Below are 21,634 nucleotides of genomic sequence, written 5' to 3'. Positions count from 1 at the left end.
GAAAAGAAGGAAATGGCGTGGTCTATTCAGGCCAGTTTTTGAAGGAGTGCTTTTGCCACTGCTGCGGAACTGGCTGGGTTCTGTCCTGTGATCAGATGACCATCCCCAACGACATGTGGCTGCCAGTCGGGGCCTTTTTCATACAGGCCACCCAGACGTTTGAATTCATCTTCGATCAGGAAAGGCACCACGTTGGTAAGTTGCACGGCCTGCTCCTCGCTATTGGAGAAGCCTGTCACCTTGCGTCCTTTGACCAGTGGCTGACCATCTGCCGCATGAACGTGGATCAAGGCTCCGGGTGCGTGACAGACCAGACCGAAGGGCTTCCCCGCCCGGTCAAACGCCTCCAGCAAGGAAATGGAGGCTGGATCTTGGGCCAGATCCCACAACGGGCCGTGGCCTCCTGGATAAAACACGGCGTCGAAATCCTCAGCACGCACATCAGCCAGCTTGCCGGTATGGGCCAGCATTTCCCGGACCTCCGCATCCGTGCGGAAACGCTCGGTGTCAGCGGTCTGGGAGGCGGGGTCCTCACTCTTGGGATCCAGGGGCGGCTGACCACCAAGCGGTGAAACCAATGTCAGTTGCGCCCCGGCGTCCTTGAAGACGTAATAGGGAGCCGCAAACTCCTCCAGCCAAAAACCGGTCTTTTGCCCGGTATCGCCCAGACGGTCGTGAGACGTGAGAACAAACAGAACGTTCATGATGAAATTTTCCTGTATTCAGGGGGATGATGAACTGGAGTTTACGGGCGACATAGGAGCAGTGGGACAGGCAAGCTCCCTCTCCGTCGCAACCAGAGCGTCCCGCAGAGGCGCTTTGTCCTGCCCAAGCTTGGCCACAAGCGCAGCCCCTAGCCAGAGATGGTAAAGAGTGCGCGCTGCTGCTTCAGGTTTGAGAGATAAAGGCAAGGAGCCATCACCCCGTCCTTCCATGATCGTGCGGGCGAGGCGGTCGGTCAGACGCATGACACCGTCATGAAGGATCAGACGCATCGCATCCGAAAGGTCCGCGATTTCTGCTCCCAGCTTGACGACAAGACAGTGCTCGGCCCAGCCGCCAATCTGTGGATCATCAATCCATGCATTCCAGTAACGCATCAGCCTTTCGCGTCCGCTCTTCCCAGCAGAAGAGAGAATTGCCTCCATGCGCTGTTCGTAACTCTGGACATATCGCTCAAGCAGTTCGCAGCCGAACTGCTCCTTGGACGGGAAATAATAATAGAAGGACCCTTTCGGCACCTGACAGGCATCCACGATGTCCTTGATACTCAGGGCCGAAAAGCCCTTGCGCAGAACAAGGGCATGTCCTGCATCGAGAATCTGCTGACTGGTCAGTTCCGCTTTTTTTGCTCCACTCATGCCATGCTCTTAACAAATAACTGACCGGTCGTCTATAAAATAACGCAAGGCACCTTCATCGTCCCTATCGACAGGATCATAGAAACCCTAAAATTCCTGAATGTCCGCAATCGGGCTTTCTCATCTCGGATCGGACAGCCAGCTTCCCTGAAGGGTTTCGGGCGCCGCGAGGCTTACGAAAGTCGGGGAAGACCGAACCCGCGACACCAGGACTCAGTTATGGCGAATTTGCAACTGGCGCCACCCCGGCGGAGAGTCTGAGCCAGAGCATAAAGGTACGTGTATGGAACTGGAACGGTTTTTTGTGACCGGATCTGCATGACGCGATGACAGAACTGGCGGTGCAGGCAACGATTTTTCGGGAATTTTCAATGGTGTGTACAGGAGATACGGTTTGTCGGAACGGTGCCACTCCGGGATCGGTCATGCTGTAATCTCTGCGCGCTGTCATGGTGATGCCCCGGCCGGATCAGTCGCCTGTGGCAGCCCTCGGGGCCGACACCATCGGGGAAGGATCTGGATGACGACCATCGGACTACCACAGCACGGACAGGGCGGTGACGTGGCCGCTTCGGGCTCAAGGAGTTCTGCCGCTGGCGTGAATATGACCTTCAGCAGTTCCCGTGCCTGGGCGAGACTGGCCTTGCGGCTGAAACTGGCGAGCAGGCCATAATGGCGGATGCGGAGCTCTGTTGCAGAATTCGGTATGATGACGTGATACCTCCTTTGAGGATCTATTATTTATCGGACGGCTTGGGTAAGGGGGTTTCCGAGCGCTGTGAAGCGATTGAGGATGGCCATGCGGACGTGGACTTCCGTGATCTGACGGTCGAAGTCCCGTGCCATCAGACGCTGTCCGAGAAGTTTGATACAATGCATTTTCGTCTCGACACGGCTTCGTCGATGATAACCGCTCCATCGTCTCCAGATGGCCCGTCCGAGATGCTCGCAGCCCCGCAGAGCGTCATTGCGGGCTATGCTTCCCGGTGATGAGGGACGCCACGGTTTTGCGTTCTTTCGCGGGGGAATGACAGCCTGGGCACCACGGTCGGCGATGGTTTCCTGGGATCGCCTCGTATTATACGCGCCATCGGCCGTGACGCTTGCGATGTCCTCGTCTTCAGGGATCATCTGGGCCAGGAGAGCAGGAATGATCGGAGCGTCTCCTGCCTCATTGCCTGTGATCTCGACAGCCCGGACTTCCAGTGATCCTTCGTCGATCCCGATATGGAGTTTACGCCAGATCCGACGTTTCGAGCCGCCGTGCCTGCGTCATTCACCTTCTCCTTCGACCTTGATCCCGGTGCTGTCGATCAGAAGATGAAGCGGGCCGCCCGAACCCCGGTATGGAATATCGACCGTGAGTGATTTCTGCCGACGGCTCAGCGTGCTGAAATCCGGGACCGACCACGTCAGTCCAGCCAGATGCAGCAGACTTTCGACAAAGTCAGTCGCCTGCCTCAGGCCCATGCCGAAGAGAACCTTCAACGTCAGGCAGGTCTGGATCGCAACGTCGCTGTAACTCTGCCGCCGTCCCCGCCGCCCCGTCGGCAGGCCGTCCCAACCCATAGCCGGATCGAACCACACCGTTAGTGACCCGCGCCGCTTCAGCGCCGCGTTATAGGAAGGCCAGTTCGTCCTGCGGTAGATCGGGGATGGAGGCTTGCTCATGCCGACCAGCTACCAGACTGCGCTCACTCCGTGAATCCCGCCATCACCATTTGCGCAACAGAGCCGTTCGCTCATACTGTTACCTTGAGAATGTGTAAGCCGTCTTGACTGTTGGTCATGTAAATGAATCCACGTCGGTCTACGATGATGTCTTCAGCACACATTGTAAGCGGTCCTTTGAATCCACCTTCTATCTGCCAATTGAACTTTTTGGGATCAGGCGGGCAATAGGCCGCGATTTCTTTAGGAGTATAAGGCTCGCTGAAGTCAAAACAGCGGAAACCAGCAGTAAAGTAGGCACAATAGATGCGCTCACTCCCCTGATCCAGAACGGGAAGCTTGGAAGGTTGGTGGATGTTATGATTTCCAAATGGGTAGTGGACACCGTTAAGTGTCGAATAATCTGTCCCCCATATGGAGCCCGGAGGTGGGACAGGCTTGGGTATCGTGCTGATCAGTACGGGGTTTGCAGGATCCTGGATGGACGTGATGCCGACAACGTTGAGGGGCTGCTGCGCTCCTTTGATACCCACATGGCCGATAGCCGGCTCAAAGGGTCCTCCACGATTGGGGTCCAGTGTGAACGGACGCTCCCCTTCCGTAGTGAATACAGCGAGTTGCCTGTCTGTATAAGGGACAATCGTATGAATGGTCGCTCCACCGGCACCACCTCCGAACGGTGGATGAGTTGGAAGAATGCTGATAAGCTCCGGGTTGGTTACGTCCGATTTTTCATTATAATTCATATAGTTATATAGTCACCTCAGATTCAGGCCACCTGCCTATAAAATCTCCAATGACTCTAAACTATGCGGTCTCAGACATCCTGCTTAACCGATAGTTGCTGACCTGGCACACCCGCATATGTCACAATCGCGACTGCCCCCTCACGGCCCGTAACGCCGCGATGTATGCTATGGACAGATTCCGCAAACGCCTGTCCTTTTTTAAAGACAGAACGGAGCCCCGTTCCATGCTCTTCAACGGTCAGTTTGCCTGCCAGGATAAACGCAGCGTTCGGCATATCATGAACATGCCACGGCAATGAAGAATAAGGCGGGATTGTAACCCGAACAACCGTAAGTTCGGGATTCCCTTCAGGATATTGCTCATACGCAATGTTATTCCACGACGACCTAGCTTTCAGCAATGTCTCTGATTTCGTCTTGTGAGTGCGTCTTACCGCACGCCAGCCACCGACTATCAATGCGATTGCTCCAGCACTCAGCATATTGCGTTTCATATGCACAGTTATACCTGACGTCTCCATAGACTCCGTCCTTAACCTCTTCGCTGTCTATCGATACCGGCGGTCTGGCAGACCAAAACTGAACAGCCAGAACGGATACCGTTTAGTTGAGATACCTAAGAGCCGGACGCTGTTCGACCCCTCGCTCATGTTCAACACACTTGAAATTTGTCGGCTTCGTCGCGTCGCCGCCCTTGTATTCCGGCAATGCCGGATAGGCACAGACTGGTCGTTCAGCCATGGGTTTTCCGGGCTCTGAATTACTATGTACAATCAAAGATGATGGCGCAGCACCTTGTTCCGTCCATGCTACCAATGACATCAGCACATCGCGATCAGGGGTGGCAGGCACATCGGACGTGAATGGTTGTCCCATTGCTGTTGCTCCGGGTCCACCAAAGCAGTGGCCCATGCCGGGAACGAGAAAGAGTCTGGCAAATTTGCCGCCCACATCAGGCCCCCCAGCACTTGTCGTAACCCGGTCGTAGTAGTTCACGACTTCGGAAAAAGGCACGACCGGATCGGCGAGCCCCGAATAAATCAGAAGCTTGCCTCCATTCCGGGCAAAGTCTGAAAGGTCGCTTGCATTGGCGTTGAGCTCGCTCGCAAGTCGAGCATCCACACGGTCCAGATCGTGGTCGAAATCGAAATGCTCAGGCACAAAATCCTGACCCAGTGCCCATTTGAACAGATAAAACTGCTGTGCTGGCCAGATAGCCGGATCGCCCTGCATCACCGGACCCAGCGGCATGCTCTCACTCCCCGGTGTCAAGCCCGCATAAATCCGCTCCCCCGTACGGGAATTGACCGGTCCTGAATAAAGCCGCTGCAGCACTTTCAACTGAGGCGCCGTAATACACTCGTCCCCCGACTTTCCAGCTTTGCAAGCCGGCAGCGTCGTTGGATCGAAATGGCACTTCCGCGGATCAGTCAAAAACGCGTCTCCAACAGCCCCCCCGTCTTTACCAGCACAATGCGCAAGCACGGCATGTGATACCAGCGACCACTGGCCGGACGACAACTTCGCGTCAGGGGCAGAATTCAGGGCCGCATAGTTCCACAGGAAATAAGTGGAAACATGCGTTCGGTTGTGGCCTGGGTCACCGGCAAGAATGCCATCATAGTCTCGAGGATAGCGTTGCGCCTCAGCCAAGGCCTGCTGTCCTCCAGTGGAGCAGCCGGCAAAATAGGCATAAAATGAGTGAGGCTTATAAAACGCGTTGACCAGATCCTTCGCCACTCGCGTCATCTCATGCGTGGCGCGATAACCGAAGTCAATCCAGCGTTCCGGGTAATCGGCGATGCCGTTAATGTCTGGCGCGGTTCCCATATCTGTATTCGCGACGGCAAAACCTCTTTTTAACCCCTCGACCATTCCCATTTCGTAAGCGATCCGCCCAGCCCCGCACCATTGCCGGTGCCAAGGAAACGACCGTTCCAGTGTTCGAGCGGTAACCAGACTTCTACGCCAACCTTGCTGTCAGAACTTGGTGTCGCCACGACCTGAACCCTGCAAAACGCTGGCATGCTCGCAAGGCGCGTGTCCAGGTCCGGTGCGATTGGGGAGGGCTGTGTTGTGAAGCTTCCCTTCTGAACAACATAGCTCGAAACAATCTGTGCTCCACGTATGACATGGCTGTTCATCGCTGTACAGGCACCGGCCAAGGATGCCGCGCGGGCAGTAGAAGGTATGCCCATCAGGGTCAGGATACACGCACTCAAAATCCCGCCAGAAACAGCAAACTTACCAATTGCCATGGGAGAACCTTTCTCGTTTTCTTCTCGAGTTTTTGACGCTTTAGAGCGACACACTGTGCGAATTGGGGTCACCTTGCAGGTCCCCGTTACGCTGCTCTTTCAAAGATCAGATACTATTTGCACTGAATGATCGATAATACATGCGCATCCAATTGGATCTTGTGCGCTACACGTCGCAATGACACGGAAACGCGCACAAGTAGCTTATCCAATTTGACGAAAGATGGCTGGAAACGTGTTTCCAATGCTTATCGGGAAAAACCAGCGAATGGGGTCAGATATTGAGCACCGAACCCATCGAGCGTTGCACGGATGTCCGGAGTGGTATCGCCGTAAACAAACAGCTTCTCGACCTTGGCAAAATCAAGAAACCGCTCTGCGAATGGGGTAAAGGTCTGCTGAACGTGCGGAAGAAGCCCCTGCGTACGGTATTTTTCAACGATATGCACGACGCTTTTATCAGCATTGACCACATATTCATATGTCGTTGTATCTGGCTCTTTAGAAGTCGCCTCGACGATCTGCTCGATCAAAGTCTTGAAGGCCTCGAATTTCGTCGGATCAATGGATAGATGATAGATTGAGTAAATTTCGTTCTTCATGGCAGTTACCCCGAATGACCGTGTCTCTAACGTTCTCATTATAGATATAGGGTAGACAATGAGTATCCGTCTTGGTCAAGTGTGGCGTGGTTCCCATAATCGGTCATTGCGTAACAGAACATTTGCCAGAATGACGAGACGCCGCATAAGAGCGGTCAGAGCCACTTTTGCATGCTTTCCCTTATCCGTCGGCCTAAGCTAGATGCTTTGAAGATCCGGGTTATGCCGCATAGCAACCAGAGCAGGCATGTACAGGGCGTTTCTGACATGAATCCGACCACCCCGAATAAAGCTTTTACCCTGCCACTTTCCTGACTGTCTGGTGACAGGAGCCAGACCTGCGAGCGCAGCAACCTGTCCATTCTCCAGTGTTCCCAGTTCGGGAATATCAGCAATCAGCATCGCAGCCGTGGCTTCTCCAATACCTGGAATGCTGACCAGAATGGCGCGTTTTCGAGAGAGGCTCCCGTCTGTCGAGATCAGTTCGCTGATTGCCTGATCGACGCGGATTTCTCACACTTGAGGCAATTTCAGGTCATTTTGTAGAATTCAGTCATCCCACAGGAGCCCGATCTGGAATATTGACGATATTCTGCTTCTGGCGGCGGGTTCTGAACGCAGTGAGGGTGTCACGGCCTGAGAAGGCAGTGTTGGTGGAAGCTATGTGGTCTGTGCGCTGTCTGTTTCTTCAGATGGCCTGCCGGAGCCTTCGCAATCGTGCATGAGCGAGGGCGAATTCATGCTGACAGGGGAACATGTCCGGCATGGACAGGACAATTCGACGCACGCTGACCTTTACGATTGTCGCGATTTTGAGCAGTCGTGCGCGTATGGTGCCACAGGTCGCCGTCTCCAGGCTGGTCTGGCCAAGGGCCAGTCTTTGCAGAGCGGTCAGCAGGACATAGGCTGCGGCCGAGAACCACAGCCGGAGCTGGTTGGCCCGGATGGTGTGGGACGAGGTCCTGTCTGAGAACAGATCCATCTGGCATTCCTTGATGCGGTTTTCCATATCCCCGCATGCGCAGTAAATCTGTTCGTAGAGATGGCGGGGGTCGGACATTCCCTGCGGTAGCGTGGTGACAATAAAGCGATGATAGCGGTTGCCGTGGCGCCATTCGGCCTTGGCCACCACCCGCCTGCGGCGCGTCCAGCTGTCCTTTGTGATCCAGTCAAAGGAGGCGAAACCGCGCGCCGCTCTGCCTGTCGTGGCGGCTTCGTCACGAACCTCAGCGGACAAAGAGGCAATCCGGTCATACAGGCGGGTGTTGCCTGCAAGCCCAGACAGGAAGTCAACGTGGTTGTCTTCGCACCATGTCATCAGAGTGTCCCGGGAGAAGCCACTGTCCCCGCGCACCAGAATACGCACCCTGGGCCAGCGGCTCCTGATCTGCTCCACGATCCGGCGGATGTCTGCCAGTGCTTCCTTCCCCGGGTCCCTGTCTGCCGTGCGCAGGGTAGCGCTGAGGAGATGGTCCCCGCAGAAGATGTATAACGGCAGATAGCAGTTATGGCCGTAATATCCATGAAAGGCCCGGCCTTCCTGATGGCCATGGATACGGTCATCGGTGGCATCCACATCCAGAACGATCCGGGCGGCTGCGCGCTCATGCTGGTCCATGAAGAGCGTCACGAACAGGGTAGCCAGGGCCTCATGATCAGCAATGATGCGGCAGTAACGATCTGCCTGCTGCCCACTGCGCTCTAGCCGGTTCAGCGTGGATTTTCCTGCCAGTGCCGCACAGTTGGCCCGGCTTCCTGACAGACGTCCCGATACCAGACCCATGACAGGATCATGACGTAAAGCGTCATGGTCATTAAGGTCTTCATAGCCCAGTGCCAGGCCCATGATCCGCTGACGGACAAGGTCTTCAACCCGGTATTCCACAAAGGCAGGATGCCGCTCATCGCGAAAACATGCAGCAAAACGGCGGCTGAGACCCAGAATGTCATCAGCCTGCTTCACCAGAATGACGCCCCCATCCGAACTCATGCGACCCCCGTCAAAACGGGCCACAACACGCCGTCCACAGGAGGCTGGAAACTCATACGCGCCTGCGCTACACTCTGTCTGCATCGGGTTTTCTTATAGCTTACGAAAATTTCTTTTGTGCAAAACAGACTTTTTCATAATCTAGCCCGATGTACAACCCTTCCGTGAGAAATCCGCGTCGAACCTTTCGATCGAGTCGTGCGCCTGTGTGATTTCATTGAGTTCATCGCCGGCGCCTGGCATCTGCGCCGGATTGCCCAAAGCGTCGGCGGCAAGGTGGTTCTTGGCGCTCATGGGGTTTTCCCCGGTCCAAATGGAAGCACTAGGGAGTGATTGTATGATAGGATCCTTGGCAGTTGCACCTCACTCAGTGCCAGCAAAATCCATCCCCGTGGGCAGAAATCTGGCACGAATGCTTACGACCGAACACGCCAGGGTAACATCCCCGCAATCATGCCGAAGCTCATCGTCCTCGCCGACGCACTGCTCCGTAAAGATCGTCTCTGGAGACCAAAAGCCGCTTGATCACAACGGATACTCTCTCGACTATGCAGTATCTCTCGACGAACTGCCGCTGTCGTCGTGGTACTTCCGTCGTGAACCTAGTCCATTCCGGCGAAAAGATAGCACCGTCAAAATCCGAGACTAAACACTTTGCTCATTTCGTTCGAAATAATTCGATCGTTTGGTTTTCATCTGCCATTATCTGTGAACCCTTTTTTTGAATCCGTTAGAATGATCGCTAACGTTACAGTCAAGATGGCTAATACCGCCCATGGCAGTGTGCGAACACCGAATCCGATCAGCATAAGACCACCCAGTGCGCCGCCACTCGCGATTGCAGCATTCCACACGGTGACGATCATCGACTGTGCCAGATCAGCAGCCGTGCCAGCAGCACGCGCTGATGCAGTTTGGAACAAGGTCGCGGCACCTCCAAATGACAACCCCCACAGTAATATTGCGAATGTAACAGCTACACTGCTGCCATAGCCTAATCCCATAATGAAAGAGGAAACCGCGAACAGAATGATGCTTACAATCGTGAGACTACGTAGTTTTCGATCAATGTATGACCCGACAATCCAAATTCCAAAAATTGAGCTGAGGCCGAACCCAAACAGCGCTAAATCAATGTGATTCCCGAGATCGGAGAGTGCCGCGAATGGAACAATGTAAGTGTATATTATGTTATGGGAGAGAACAAACAGAAGAGTTGTCGCCAATATTCTTGCGACGCCGGGGACTGATATTACCTCATATATACGCATTTTAAGTCGTTCGTCTTCTCCTTGAAAATTAGGCAGAACAGCGGCGACCCAAACAACGAGCGCAACGGTAAGAGCAGATAGAAGCCCAAACGTTACACGCCATCCAAGCACGATCCCTCCCAGCGTGCCCAGAGGGATTCCAAACGAAAGAGCAAGTGGAGTACCTACCATAGCGAGTGCAATCGCCCGCCCTTGCATGCTTTTAGGAACCATTCGGCTCGCGTATCCAGCGAGGAGAGCCCAAAGCAACCCAGCAGATATGCCAGCAAGCAGCCGTGCAACGAGCGTAATTGCATAAGAGTACGATATCGCCGTCACCGTATTGGATACAAGAAACCCCAATACAGCCGACAAAAGAACCGTTTTCCTGCTCCACGTCTGAGTCAAAGATGTTAAAGGTATTGCCGCAATCATTGATCCGATGGCGTATATCGTTACGAGTTGTCCGACTGCAGCGCCAGAAACGTGTAAGCCTTGCCCTATTTGCGGGAGGAGGCCGGCAGGTACGCCTCCGTCAAGATCGTAATAAATCCAGCGCATGCCAGCGCCAGTAGTTTTCCTTTCGGCAGTTCGTGAGCGCGACGTCGGAGATCTTGAACCTCGTCTCGTGGTTCATCGATACACAACTGACTCATTGTTATACCCTTTCGCTGAGAAGTTTATTTCGGGGCGACCTAGCGATTAAGAGCCTGATCCGAAAGTTTTTCAGCACTGACAATGCCTTGCGGTTCTGCGGGTCAGCATGCGGATTGAGGCGATCAAAGTCCACGCTGTTGACGAGGCTATGGACTTTTCCCAGTCTTTGGCGAGCCGCCTGCAGCGACCGAGCCAGGCGAATGTTCGTTCGACCACCCAGCGGCGAGGCAGGATTTCAAAGCCCTTGGCTGTGTCTGATCGCCTGATGATTTCGACCGTCCATTTTCCCATGCTGGCGAGCGCGGATCGCAGTTTATTACCGGCATAGCCGCCATCGGCGAAGATGTGGCGCAGCCAGGGAAAGCGCCTGCGTATTGCCGCCAGGACATCGACAGCCCCGTCACGATCCTGAATGTCAGCGGCATGAACAAGGAGGAAGATCAGGAAGCCGCAGGTATCCGTCAGAATATGGCGCTTGCGACCTTTGACCTTCTTTCCAGCGTCATAACCGGAAATTCCACCACTTTCCGTGGTTTTCACCGACTGGCTATCAATCACGCCCGCGCTCGGGGAGGCCTCACGCCCTTCGATCTCCCGCAGGTTCATGACCAGTACCGTGTTCATCGCTTCGAACAGTCCGGCATCACGCCATGCGTAAAAGTAGCGCCTGACGGTCGAGACCGGTGGAAAGCATTTCGGCAGCAGACGCCACGCACACCCACCCGAGGCGATATAGAGTATCGCGTTTACAACCTCGCGCATATCCGCCGTGCGAGGCCGTCCGCCCCGTTTCGCCGGGGGCACGAACGGCATAATCAAAGCCCACTCGGCATCCGTCATATCCGATGGATATCGCAATCCCTCCCGGCTATGTTCGTGTCGGGCAATACCAGTCCATGCCACTATTCACTCCATCTCTTCGCAAAGACGAATGAATCACAACATGCTGGTATTGTTCAAAAACTTTCGGATCAGGCTCTAAGGTCTAGCCCGCCCATTCGCGCCTATTTCCCCCTTTATCATCAGAATGAGCGACATTGTGGTCCGCTATGTCAGGACAGACGAAGCCTGAGTCGGTAGAGCTTCCTCTTTTTCCCTAGGGACACCTAAACTTCACCAAGCTCTGTCTCTTCTCTGAGGCGACGCCGAAGGATCTTCTTATGGGGGAAGAACTTTAAACCTGAGGTTTTCAACGAAGTGGATTCGTAGGTCTATAAAAGAGATATTTTCAGGTTTATTATGGGGGCTTGAGGCAAAACCACTTTGTATATTTACGTAAAGATTGAGACAACCATTATAGATTGTTTGTTTAATTTAGACCAAAACTCGACAGCGTTGATATCGTTCACATTCGATTTGTCTGTTTAGCTCACATCGCAATCCCCGCCTCCCGTCGCTGCGAGAATTCCCAGGCGATAGATGCATTGCTCTTCGCCACCCCGGAGACCGCATTGCAGATCTGTTTCTCCAGAGATGGCGTCCACGGGACAAGTTGAAAGCCCAAGCCGTTGTCAATCATCGCGTACCGCCCTGATGCAAGAGCAAGACGTTTCCGATAGACACCGGCCACGTTGTCGCCAGGAGCAACAAAGTCGAAGGCCTTTCCCTCCTGCAGCGCAAGCCTTTCGCCCAGTGCCCTTACCTCCCGATTACGGAGCGCAGTGAGCAAGCCACGCTCGAACTTGACGCGCTCCCCCCCTTCCCGTTGTGCGAACCCCTCCCGTGCGAGATAATCAACGCGCTGACGCATCGCATCCCGCACCTCAGCCCCGAAACCACCCCCGAGTTCCGGCTGTTCCTTCGCTACAGCCTGTCGGTCCAGCCACGTCGCCCCCTGCGCCTCCACCTGCTGGTCTAGTGTGAAGTCCGACCGCACCGCCAACGCAACACGTGCCCGTCCTTTTGCGTCCTCGAACCGGCGCAATTCAACGATCGCCCCCATTGGAGCGTCGGTGGTTGCCTCCAGGCTCGGAAGATGGATGTGGTGCGTACGCCCATCGATCCCATCCACCACTGCGAAGGCCGTACCCTTCAGCTCATCATCCAGCCCGCGCCCGACCAGTTTGCCGATGACGGGATGGGCGGTTTCCTCGGCGGCCAGCACCCACGAGGATTGCGGGCGCTCGACGCCCTGCTCGGCGAGACCACGGTGGATCCGTTTGATGATGTCGTTGCGCTCACCCATCTCACGCAGCGTGGCCTCCGCGTGTTCCTCCAACGCCCACCGACCCGGCCCGATCTGCTGCGCCAGCCCCAAGCCTTCCAGGCGCCGGAGACGGCCCACCTTGAGTACCTCGAACGTATCGGACCGGCGATCGGGCGTGGGACGCATGTCGATGATCCCGTGCTCATTTGCATCGCGCTGAAGCTGGCGGTCAAGCTGCGTCCAGCGATCCGCCTCGACCTGACGTTCGACGGCACGCCGGATCTCGATGTCATTGCGCACACCAAGCTCGCGGGTCACGAGTTCCTGCGCACGACCACGCATGCCTTCACGGATGTAATCGCGCGAGATTACCAAGTCCTCGCCGTCCTGCGCCTTGCCGCGCACGATGACATGGACATGGGGATGTTCGGTGTTCCAGTGATCAACCGCCGCCCAGTCGAGCTTCGTGCCGAGATCATGCTCAGCCTGCATCATAAGATCGCGCGTGAAGCGCTTCAGGTCCGCCATTTCCACCGCATCATCTGGCGAGACGATGAAACGAAAATGGTGACGGTCATCGGCACAGCGCTCGGCGAAGGCTTTGGGATCGACTTCGTCCTGTTCCGGGCCGAACATCTTTGCCTTCGCGCCGTCCTTCGTGACGCCCTCGCGGCGCAGATAACGCAGGTGGGGCGTCAGCGGTGCGGCCCGAGGGCCGTGCTTCACCACGCGGGCCTTGATCACCACCCCACGCGATCGGGTGGTCAGAAACCGGTTGGCATGCGCGCTCGCGACACGGCCACGCCCGAAGGTCGAGCGACCACTTCCTCCAGTTCCCTGACGTCCCCGCCCCATGCCCCCAGCACGCTGGGTTGCCGCCAGGGCCTGCGCGATAAAGGGACGTGCACGCTGGGCGCCAGGGGAACGGATGCGTCCGGGACGAACCCGGAAATCGTCGTCATTCTTCATGCTAATGCCCGCGATGTGCGCGAAATGGCGGTAAACCGCCAGAAACGGGAACCGGCAGGCTTCAAAGCTCCGCGCACCTCGCAGAGGGTGCCGAAAATCCGCAGAAACCCGCCACAAAACCACCCCCAACCGTGCCGCACCTCGCGGCTTTTATCCTGCCTATACGCAACCCCCTCCCCCAGCGTCCTTCTGTGCCCATCCAAACCCGGACGTGGCAACGAGGCAGGAGCCAGCATGCACCATGCCGTCATGGTCCATCCCTCCAGCCGACCGAAACGAAGAGATCCGATGGTGAAGCCGATGGAACAAGGCTCACGCCGGTCGTCATCGTCCCACTCGTTGAAGCCCGCACAGGACCGACGAACAGCTTCTCGGTGGAAATGTGCGAGACTGGCGAAGCCTTCGGCAGTTGACGAAGAAATGTCGAAACAGCGTTGTCCCCCATCCGACGTGCGACCGCAGTCACGTAAGCCCGCGTCTCGTCGGGCAGCGGTCGACCGGTCGCCAGATGCTCGTCATAGCGTCCGGGACCGGCGTTATAGGCGGCCAGAAACCCGGCGTCCCCGTAGCGGTCGTGCAGCCAGCGCAGATAGGCGGCGCCGGCGACGATGTTGTCATGCGGGTCGAAAGGATCAGCGCCGAGATTGAGGGCACGGCGCAGGTCACGCCAGGTGGCGGGCATGATCTGCATCAGCCCCATGGCGCCCGCCGATGATATGGCATGCCGATCGCCGTCGCTCTCGATGCGCAGTACGGCGTGTATCCATGACGGCGGGATAGCAGCCTGACGAGCCGCCTCCCTTACCAGTGGGTCGAGATCCTGTGCATGGACCGGAACCGGCGAGAGCGCCAGCGCGAGCCCGAACCGGGCAACCGTCAGGGTGCCCCATCGACAGAAAACCGGTGTCGACATCACAAATCCTCCGGCATGAGCATGTCCAGCGGTGGATCATCCGGGTGACGTTTCGGCGGCGAGAGGGAGAGCTGTGGCAGGACGAACTTCCGTCGCCACGACTCCCATGCCCGGGTCACGGCTCCGGTGCCGGGGTAGAGATCGTCCAGCACGTCGTCGGGCCGGGCGCCCAGCAACTCAAACGCCCAGTGGCACACCGCCTCGGGCTTCGCTCCGGTCAGTCCCCGACGCAGGGTGATGCTCTCCTGAATCCAGTCCCGCATCACCTGGCGACGGCTGACGACAGGGCGCCGCGCCGCCTTGATGATGACCGGCTCCCACGCATAGGCGACTGGCACATTGCGCTTGAAGGCAGCGAAGCCTTTGACCCAGACCATCCAGCGCGCACCGGTGTCCATGACGAGTGGGGCCAGCGTAGCGATCGACGCCGGTGTCGCGGCGGCGTGCAGCACCCAGCCGTCATAGGTCGCATCGAGATGTCGGACGAGTGCTGCGTGATCGACTTCGCCCGCGTAGTCCGGCTGTCCGCGATAGAGGTGGGCGCAGTTCACGTAGGGCGGGTCGGCATAGCCGAGCCGGAGACGGGCAAGCGTCATTCCCGGCCTCCCTGACGCCTGGCAGCGCGCGTCCAGACGAGGTTCCAGACACGACCGCCACGACCGGCCTGAAACAGGGTGGCGCGGATCGGCTGGACAAATGAAGGATCATCCAGCAGCACCGAGACATATTCGCCAGCTCGTTCCCCGGTACGGGTCCACCCTGCCCCGATCTCCGGTGCTTCGGCATTATCGCCGAGATGGATGCGATAATCGGGCGCGTGCTCCGCGTTCGCGTTCTCGGCACGAACGACGGTCAGTTCCGCGTCAAGGGCGAGTGTGCGCAGGCGGCCGGCAAAGCCGCTCGCCGTGCGCGTGAAGACACCGATGTGGGTCATGGGTTGAGAGCTTTCGTGTCAGGGATTGTGAAAAGGTCTGGCGACGTCACTCGAGCGGCGGCTCGGGCGGCCGCTGAACCGCTGGACGCACCAGCATCGTGGGGAACCGTGGTCGCGGGTCCGGCAGATCCGGAAGCGCTGCGAACTGCGGAGGCGGTGGCTCTGCCTCGCCCGTGCGCAGGTAGACAGGGGTGGCACGACCGATCACGGTGTCGGCCGACAGGACACCGAAATAGCGTCCGTCGAGACTGGCCGGGACCGCCGGGTTCATGACGAAGACCTGCCCCGGCGCGAGATGACGGCACCCTCGCCACCCGGGTAGCGGACGCCCCCGATGGTCAACGGCTTTGGCCTCTCCGACCGTCTTCCCGTCGATGGTGACACGCAGGCCGACACGACAGACGGTCTGACCGGCGAGTGCTGCAACCGGCTTGAGCAGCGGCACGCCGAAGGGCAGGTAGCCGCGTGTCGCCAGCAGCGTCGCGTCGCGCTCGGGCAGATGCAGCGCCACGATGTCGCCGACGCGCAGAGCGGCCGTCGGCGTGACCCGATACAGCCCGACCGGCACGCTGGCGGTGGCGTTCCACATCCAGTGTGGCGTGGGCGAGATACCGGTCGTCGCCAGTGTCGTGAGTGCTGCGAAATAGGTGGTGAACAACCAGCCGCGCCGGGTCATGACGCGGTTCTCCGCCAGAGCCACGCCTCATGGCGGGCGCGACAGTAAAGAGGGGGCCGCAGCCCGGCCCGCAGTCGCGCGTCGAGATCGCGCCAGTAATCCGGGCAGACAGTGCGCGGGTCAAACGGCTGCCGTTCGATGCGGGTGATAGCATCGAGCACCGCGCGGACTGGCCCGTCGCCGGTCTGACGCAGCAGCCTGTCGGCAGCGCCCGTGATCCATGGCAGAACGGCGCATGGCTCGCCCGGCGGCATAACTCGCACAATGTCGATGGACACCGTGACGGCGCCCGTGTCGCTGGCAAGCCAGCGCATCAGGGCAAACACATCGCCTGCTGCGAAACTCACGCGGCGTCTGTGGCGGTCAATTCTGACGCTGGTCTCGGGAATGCCGAAGCGCAACCAGTGCTCGATGCGGGTCTCGATCCAGACCAGATCGAGCTGCGCACCGGTAGGAGCACGAAGATCGTTCATGACGGTTCTCCGACGGGAAAGGGAAGGATGGTGGCAAGGCGATCGCGGGCGCGCCGCGCCATGTCCGGGTCGATTTCGCAACCGACATAGCGGCGGCCGGCCAGTCGGCAGGCGACGCCGGCCGCGCCGGACCCGGCGAACCAGTCGCCGACGAGGCCGTCAGGCGGGCAGCTCACGCGCACCAGCAGGTCGAGCAGCGGCACCGGCTTTTCGGTGGGGTGGATGGCGCGCCCATGAACGTTGCGGAAACGCTGCACGGAGCGGGCGAGACGCGGGCCGCCGTCGAGGCTGCGATAGGTGCATGCCGCGATGGCGCCGGTGTGCGGCGGGCGGTGCTTACGGCGCACCGTCCGCGCCCGGGCGTCGTCCGTGGTAGCCACTTCGTTGTAGATGTCCTGCCAGCGGGCGGTCGCGGGATAGAACTGCACGATCAGTTCATGAACACGCCGAAAGCGGTCGGCGTGAAACACGCTGCCGTTCTGCTTCTCCCAGACGATCTCCTGCGCGAGCCGTAAGCGGGCCGTGCGGAAGTCCGTCCCGGTCGCCATGAAGCTGCGCAGGGAACCGAACACCCACAGCGAACCGGACGGCGTCAGGGCTTGTGCTGCCAGCGGCAGCCAGCCCTCGACGCGCCGATCCCACGACAGGGAGGTTTCGCCGTAGGGCGGGTCGGCGAGGATCAGGTCATACGGCCCCTGCGCCGGCATGAGGTTGCGGCAGTCGCCGCAGAGCAGCGTCATGACGATGTCTCCGCAGCGCCCTGCCCGCGTCGTCCGCTCAGGTGGCGGCCACGGCTCCGACGAGGTGGAACAGGAGACGGGAAAAACGGACCGTTCCCGATATTGGTTCGGCGTATGTCGCAGCCCTGCGGCGCGAAGAAGATCGCACGCCATGGGCCATACATTGGGTCGCACGCGGTACACATGTACAAAGAGAGTCTATTTAGACTCTTTAGAGAGAGACGATTTGTCATTGTTTTCCAGTCCCTTATCGATGGTTTTCGCACGCGATAGGCGTGGATTCACTGGTCGATAGGCGTGTCCGCACAAAATTATCGACAGGGATATCAACAGACTTATCCACAGATGCATCGAGAGCGGGCTTCAGGCGCACGCGTTCCGGCCAGTTCAGATCGGACAGTTCGATGCGATAACCGGGAAGCGGGTTGCTGCGGGCTATGCGCCGGAGGATCGCCACGAACGCTGTGAGCGTCTGGGTAATTCCTGTTTTGCGGTGCAGATGGGCGACCTCGAAAACCCACCCGTCACGTTGCCGTCCAGCATGGCGGCGTGCGATCAGGTAGAGCAGTCGTTCGAGACCGCTAGTGAGGGTAAAATACGCCGGGTCAAGCGCGAGCACGGCCCTTGGCGTGAGAACCGCTTCGCGCACCCAGCCGGCGAGACGGATCTGGACGAAGCCGGCGGAGATCCGCCAGTCTTCGATCCACGGCGCGCCGGTCTGCTCATCAGTCCATTCTGACGCGCTCATGACGACATTGGTCCGGCTGAGGCGTTCGAGCCCGTCTGGCAGACGCTCGTAATACCCACCCGAGACGCAGCGCCCCGGAAAGCCGAGGATCTCATACCGTGTGGCCTGAAGGACTGTCGGGATCGGGGCGCCGCAACGCTGCGCCGCAATCATCGTCGATGTTGCCCAGATCAGGATGTCAGCGTCCCATATGGTCGCAAGCGCCATCGGAGACGAAACGAGGATGTTCTGACTGCCCTGCCTGAAGCGCAGCGGGGCGTGACGGCGTCCCTTCCCCAGCGCAAAGAACGCGTTGGACATGAAGAGACGGGGCATGCAGGGGGTCATGATCGCCCCTTTCCGCGCCGTGCGACACCCGCGCGCATGAGGATGTAATTTTTAGAGAAAATAGACTTTGAAAGGCCGTTTTCGACCCATGTTTTCAGATCTCCAGTTGTATAGGTGACGCGGTTACCGAGCTTGTAGAAGACAGGACCACCGCCAATTGTGCGGTATCGTTCAAGTGTTCTTGGTGAAATACCGAGCCATTCAGCAGCCTGTGGGGTCCGCAGATGCCGGGCCGGTCTCGGTTGGGGCCTTTTCCTGACCATGACTATTCTCCACTGAAACAGGACGTGGCGTAACGCCGCGTACCGGGGCGGAGACTGGCGAAAAAAAAGGCCGGGGGTGGTGGACGAAAACAGGGGGCTCCCAAGGAATCGTCCACCCCATCAGCACGGCAGACAGACTATGTTCAGTGGGCGCCGCGTCGCGTTTACTGGCGAGGCGAATCAGAACACCTTATGGAGAAGACGGTTGTTTTCAGCAGGGAGTGTGCGATGTCGTCTGCGGAAATGCACGACGACCATATTGCAGCAAGGCGAGGTATTCGCCGGCGGCAAGTTGCTCCCCAAGCGTCAGCAGGCGTTCGACGCGGGCACGCTGGTGAACGTCTTTCCACAGAGAGCCGCTCAGAGACTTCACTTCGGGGTCCGTCAGGGCCGCGATGTCACGCGCCGTGGCGCCGGAACGTTTGGCGGTGAGCGCCTGCAAGGCGTGGGCAAGACGCCTGATTCTATAGCGTGTGGGGCGAAAGACGTTGGGCAACGGACCGCTCCTCCTGCCATACAGATGCTCGATGAAGCGACGCAAATGATGAAGACGTACCCAACAGGATTCATCAAGAGGAATCACGACAGCGGGTCTGCCGTGGCAGTCATCGGCGATCCATAACCGCAGCGGTCCGGCCCGATCTCCCATGATGACGTGAAGGCCGTCATCGGCGGTTGCGGCATGAATGTGTGGTGTCAGGATCAGGGGTGTAAATGTGGCGGCTGTGTAGATTTCAGGGGCGCGGACCAGCGCGATGATGGCAGAGAGAGCCTCCGCCGCCCAAAGCGCAGGGGCAGCCCACGCAGGGATGGACGGGTCAACAGGGAAATCGGAGGCCCCACTGACGTGCAAAAGCATCGAGATTGCGCTGGCGGACCGTCTCGTCTGAGTCGGAGAGTCCGGTAAATGCATGGTATCCACGCACATAATCCTGATTCAGGGAGAGGAACTCCTGCGCAAAATCAGGGAGGTCGAGCGTGAACGCCCTGTCCAGAAATCCGGGACTATACCAATCGGGTCGTGTCTCCATCGTCGGCCAATCTCCTGTCATCACGTGGACGCGTCATCCAAAGATCAATCACAAGCAGCATCTGATCGGTTCGTGTCGGCAAACGTCCGTTGCGCCCGAACAGCGCCAGGGACGCGCTAATTGCGTCGAGAAGGGAATGTTCCGGTCACAAGATCAGCGTCAGGGGCAAGCCGCGCAAAAGAGGCCGCCCCGACGACAGCGGCACCCAACACTCCGAGGATGATCCGCATGAGCGGAGAAGAAATGCCGATCTCGGCCAATCCAGTTGTGGCGAAGTATCCCGCAACAGAGGCCGGAAAACAGAAGGCAAGCACTACGGCAAGTCTGATTTCGGGACGCCGGGCCGTCGTCAGCGCTACCCGAAATAGCCATAGTACGAGACTACCAGCAATAATGGCAGGAAGAACGGCCGCCAATCCGGCACCCATGCGATATGTCCAGAAGAAGACGATCAGTCCCGCCATTGTGGGCACGACAATGGATACAAGGCTAAAGAAGACCCAACAGAGCAGTCCGATCCCCAAGACCCACGAGATGAACCCGATGACAATCATCTCCACCTCCGGCAAACATTACGGGACATTATAATACGTACCGTTCGGTAGTTATTCCAGAAAAAAAGATGTACCCAATATGATCTGGCGGGGATGTTTTGCTCAAACAGGCTTACCAGAAGTGTTCCCCACCTACATGCATGGGACTGCCGTTCCGCCCGGCTCATTCGTCCGAGCGCCGGTGCGTCGCTGCGATCTGCGCCATGGCATGCTCCAGTTCGCGCTCGATCTGTCGGCGCTCGCGACGGCTCAGGTGAAAGCTGGTCAGTTCGGCACGCAGCATCTGAATGTGGTCGTGTAACGTGGTCATCGTCCTGCTCCTTTCGTTTCTCGAAGACAGGACGGACGGCTCATGCCGGGGTGGACCGGGTCAGGGATCGCCGCAGGCGACCGGCCTGCCGGCGCGTGGGGGAGCCGATTTTGTTCGGCGTGCCCGAAGGGTGCGTCGGGCAAAATTGGGGGGACCACGTGTCCTTGACGCGGTTCGCCCTCGCGCATGGTACAATGGGAAGGCTGAGGGAAAGCCTCGTATTCCTCCTGTGCCTCACGTCGGGCGACCAGCGCTGCCGCCCGCGCCCCGGAAAAGCACGTGGGAAAAGAAGCCCGGAAGGCCCCGCCCGGGGAGACCGGGCGGGGTTGGTGGTGGGGACATTACTCCCCGTTCCGGCTGCGCGGCCGGGTCCAGATGAGGGTGTAGCCTTCCCCTTCCTCGTCGGTGAACAGGTTGGCGAAGATTGGGGCGGCGAAGGAGGGATCGTCCAGCTTCAGGCTCAGATAGGTGCGGCCTTCGTTGGAGCGGCGGGTCCATGCGGCGCCGAGTTCAACCCGTCCGAGGTAGACGCGGTAGTTGGGGGCGTTGTCGTTGGCCCGGTTGGTTTCCGCCACCAGGCGGACGTTGCGGGCCTGCAGGGCCAGGGTGACGATTTCGCCTTCGAAGCCTTCACCCACCTTCTTGAAGGAACCGATGTTAGCCATTGTCGTATCTCCATGCTGTTATCGGGCCGCGACCACCGTGGCCTCGATGGCGATCGACCAGCCGGAGGCGAGCGGCACAGCACCCTTCAGGGCCGTAGCGCAGCGGAGGACGGCAGGGCCGGAACTTTCTTGTCTCGCGAGGAATGACGGCGCAGCCGGCAGGGGAAGAAAGTTCCGGAACGCCGTTGCGGCCAGCCGATCGAGGCGCAGCCGGTCTTCGGCTAGATCAGCCATCCGACAGAGGCCATGGTGTGCGGACCCGCCAGCCCATGGAGAGACGATGCCGGCATGACCGGTCCGACAGGTGGGGAACGTGCGACATAGGAGGATATCGCGCTCGCCCGGTG

General features: G+C 58.4%; 27 protein-coding genes and 2 pseudogenes. All 29 read right to left on the bottom strand.

Annotated features, from left to right (window positions below):
• Positions 1-26 precede the first annotated feature (26 nt).
• The 29 genes and pseudogenes from QWU00_RS10125 to QWU00_RS09990 all read right to left on the bottom strand — a co-directional run bounded on the left by QWU00_RS10125 (position 27) and on the right by QWU00_RS09990 (position 21,287).
• Positions 27-704 (bottom strand): type 1 glutamine amidotransferase domain-containing protein, encoded by a 678-nt coding sequence (locus QWU00_RS10125; RefSeq protein WP_035352201.1) that lies wholly within the window; start codon positions 702-704, stop codon positions 27-29.
• A gap of 18 nt (positions 705-722) precedes the next feature.
• The gene (locus tag QWU00_RS10120) at positions 723-1,361 is read right to left on the bottom strand and encodes a TetR/AcrR family transcriptional regulator (protein ID WP_035381239.1); all 639 of its coding nucleotides are present in this window, start codon (positions 1,359-1,361) and stop codon (positions 723-725) included.
• 447 nt (positions 1,362-1,808) lie between these two features.
• Positions 1,809-2,045 (bottom strand): annotated as a pseudogene (locus tag QWU00_RS16950) (IS91 family transposase); the annotation flags it as partial.
• A gap of 57 nt (positions 2,046-2,102) precedes the next feature.
• Positions 2,103-3,032: pseudogene (locus QWU00_RS10115) on the bottom strand (IS5 family transposase).
• A 71-nt stretch (positions 3,033-3,103) separates the two neighbouring features.
• Positions 3,104-3,778: an LVIVD repeat-containing protein gene (locus QWU00_RS10110; protein ID WP_052055140.1), complete on the bottom strand. Its 675-nt coding sequence runs from the start codon at positions 3,776-3,778 to the stop codon at positions 3,104-3,106.
• A 71-nt stretch (positions 3,779-3,849) separates the two neighbouring features.
• Entirely contained in the window at positions 3,850-4,275 is a 426-nt protein-coding gene (locus QWU00_RS10105) for a cupin domain-containing protein (protein ID WP_035351817.1), read from the bottom strand.
• A 109-nt stretch (positions 4,276-4,384) separates the two neighbouring features.
• Positions 4,385-5,662 (bottom strand): tannase/feruloyl esterase family alpha/beta hydrolase, encoded by a 1,278-nt coding sequence (locus QWU00_RS10100; RefSeq protein WP_052055138.1) that lies wholly within the window; start codon positions 5,660-5,662, stop codon positions 4,385-4,387.
• Positions 5,641-6,039, bottom strand: a complete 399-nt coding sequence (locus QWU00_RS10095; protein WP_052051433.1) for a tannase/feruloyl esterase family alpha/beta hydrolase — start codon at positions 6,037-6,039, stop codon at positions 5,641-5,643. The genes QWU00_RS10100 and QWU00_RS10095 overlap by 22 nt, the downstream gene beginning before the upstream one ends.
• 248 nt (positions 6,040-6,287) lie before the next feature.
• Positions 6,288-6,641 carry a putative quinol monooxygenase gene (locus QWU00_RS10090; RefSeq protein ID WP_035351815.1) on the bottom strand — a complete coding sequence of 118 codons (354 nt, stop codon included), beginning with the start codon at positions 6,639-6,641 and terminating at the stop codon, positions 6,288-6,290.
• A gap of 198 nt (positions 6,642-6,839) precedes the next feature.
• On the bottom strand, positions 6,840-7,073 hold the full coding sequence (locus QWU00_RS10085; RefSeq protein ID WP_408734825.1) for a transposase: 234 nt from the start codon (positions 7,071-7,073) through the stop codon (positions 6,840-6,842).
• Positions 7,074-7,329: 256 nt separating this feature from the next.
• Positions 7,330-8,715, bottom strand: a complete 1,386-nt coding sequence (locus QWU00_RS10080) for an IS1380 family transposase (RefSeq protein WP_096884305.1) — start codon at positions 8,713-8,715, stop codon at positions 7,330-7,332.
• A 57-nt stretch (positions 8,716-8,772) separates the two neighbouring features.
• Positions 8,773-8,925, bottom strand: a complete 153-nt coding sequence (locus QWU00_RS10075) for a hypothetical protein (RefSeq protein WP_156100441.1) — start codon at positions 8,923-8,925, stop codon at positions 8,773-8,775.
• Positions 8,926-9,323: 398 nt separating this feature from the next.
• Positions 9,324-10,442, bottom strand: a complete 1,119-nt coding sequence (locus QWU00_RS10070) for an MFS transporter (RefSeq protein WP_197051019.1) — start codon at positions 10,440-10,442, stop codon at positions 9,324-9,326.
• 165 nt (positions 10,443-10,607) lie between these two features.
• Entirely contained in the window at positions 10,608-11,444 is an 837-nt protein-coding gene (locus QWU00_RS10065; RefSeq protein WP_035378536.1) for an IS5-like element IS1031D family transposase, read from the bottom strand.
• A 463-nt stretch (positions 11,445-11,907) separates the two neighbouring features.
• The gene (locus tag QWU00_RS10060; RefSeq protein ID WP_035353783.1) at positions 11,908-13,653 is read right to left on the bottom strand and encodes a relaxase/mobilization nuclease domain-containing protein; all 1,746 of its coding nucleotides are present in this window, start codon (positions 13,651-13,653) and stop codon (positions 11,908-11,910) included.
• Positions 13,650-13,904 carry a hypothetical protein gene (locus QWU00_RS10055; RefSeq protein WP_150150576.1) on the bottom strand — a complete coding sequence of 85 codons (255 nt, stop codon included), beginning with the start codon at positions 13,902-13,904 and terminating at the stop codon, positions 13,650-13,652. The genes QWU00_RS10060 and QWU00_RS10055 overlap by 4 nt, the downstream gene beginning before the upstream one ends.
• Positions 13,901-14,566, bottom strand: a complete 666-nt coding sequence (locus QWU00_RS10050) for a lytic transglycosylase domain-containing protein (RefSeq protein WP_081938981.1) — start codon at positions 14,564-14,566, stop codon at positions 13,901-13,903. Before QWU00_RS10050 ends, QWU00_RS10055 begins: the two co-directional genes overlap by 4 nt.
• Positions 14,566-15,162, bottom strand: coding sequence for a hypothetical protein (locus QWU00_RS10045; protein ID WP_035378658.1), 597 nt, complete (start codon positions 15,160-15,162; stop codon positions 14,566-14,568). Before QWU00_RS10045 ends, QWU00_RS10050 begins: the two co-directional genes overlap by 1 nt.
• The gene (locus tag QWU00_RS10040) at positions 15,159-15,500 is read right to left on the bottom strand and encodes a DUF736 domain-containing protein (RefSeq protein WP_035378660.1); all 342 of its coding nucleotides are present in this window, start codon (positions 15,498-15,500) and stop codon (positions 15,159-15,161) included. The genes QWU00_RS10045 and QWU00_RS10040 overlap by 4 nt, the downstream gene beginning before the upstream one ends.
• A gap of 46 nt (positions 15,501-15,546) precedes the next feature.
• A complete protein-coding gene (locus QWU00_RS10035; protein ID WP_035378662.1) occupies positions 15,547-16,176 on the bottom strand; it encodes a S26 family signal peptidase in 630 nt (209 codons plus the stop codon).
• Positions 16,173-16,649, bottom strand: a complete 477-nt coding sequence (locus QWU00_RS10030) for a DUF2840 domain-containing protein (protein ID WP_035378664.1) — start codon at positions 16,647-16,649, stop codon at positions 16,173-16,175. The genes QWU00_RS10035 and QWU00_RS10030 overlap by 4 nt, the downstream gene beginning before the upstream one ends.
• Entirely contained in the window at positions 16,646-17,389 is a 744-nt protein-coding gene (locus tag QWU00_RS10025; RefSeq protein WP_035378666.1) for a DNA-methyltransferase, read from the bottom strand. The genes QWU00_RS10030 and QWU00_RS10025 overlap by 4 nt, the downstream gene beginning before the upstream one ends.
• A gap of 247 nt (positions 17,390-17,636) precedes the next feature.
• A complete protein-coding gene (locus QWU00_RS10020) occupies positions 17,637-18,464 on the bottom strand; it encodes a replication initiator protein A (RefSeq protein WP_052051221.1) in 828 nt (275 codons plus the stop codon).
• On the bottom strand, positions 18,461-18,727 hold the full coding sequence (locus QWU00_RS10015) for a helix-turn-helix transcriptional regulator (protein ID WP_081938982.1): 267 nt from the start codon (positions 18,725-18,727) through the stop codon (positions 18,461-18,463). Before QWU00_RS10015 ends, QWU00_RS10020 begins: the two co-directional genes overlap by 4 nt.
• A 211-nt stretch (positions 18,728-18,938) precedes the next feature.
• A complete protein-coding gene (locus tag QWU00_RS10010; RefSeq protein WP_228120627.1) occupies positions 18,939-19,586 on the bottom strand; it encodes a DUF2285 domain-containing protein in 648 nt (215 codons plus the stop codon).
• Positions 19,546-19,758 (bottom strand): transcriptional regulator domain-containing protein, encoded by a 213-nt coding sequence (locus tag QWU00_RS10005; RefSeq protein ID WP_166443806.1) that lies wholly within the window; start codon positions 19,756-19,758, stop codon positions 19,546-19,548. Before QWU00_RS10005 ends, QWU00_RS10010 begins: the two co-directional genes overlap by 41 nt.
• 116 nt (positions 19,759-19,874) lie before the next feature.
• Positions 19,875-20,312 (bottom strand): hypothetical protein, encoded by a 438-nt coding sequence (locus tag QWU00_RS10000; RefSeq protein WP_035378669.1) that lies wholly within the window; start codon positions 20,310-20,312, stop codon positions 19,875-19,877.
• A gap of 163 nt (positions 20,313-20,475) precedes the next feature.
• A complete protein-coding gene (locus QWU00_RS09995) occupies positions 20,476-20,622 on the bottom strand; it encodes a hypothetical protein (RefSeq protein WP_164076296.1) in 147 nt (48 codons plus the stop codon).
• Between the two features lie 341 nt (positions 20,623-20,963).
• A complete protein-coding gene (locus tag QWU00_RS09990; RefSeq protein WP_035378674.1) occupies positions 20,964-21,287 on the bottom strand; it encodes a DUF736 domain-containing protein in 324 nt (107 codons plus the stop codon).
• Positions 21,288-21,634 lie beyond the last annotated feature (347 nt).

Source organism: Acetobacter tropicalis (genome assembly GCF_030644465.1).
Taxonomy (GTDB): domain Bacteria; phylum Pseudomonadota; class Alphaproteobacteria; order Acetobacterales; family Acetobacteraceae; genus Acetobacter; species Acetobacter tropicalis.
This window is presented reverse-complemented; position numbering and strand designations above follow the sequence as displayed.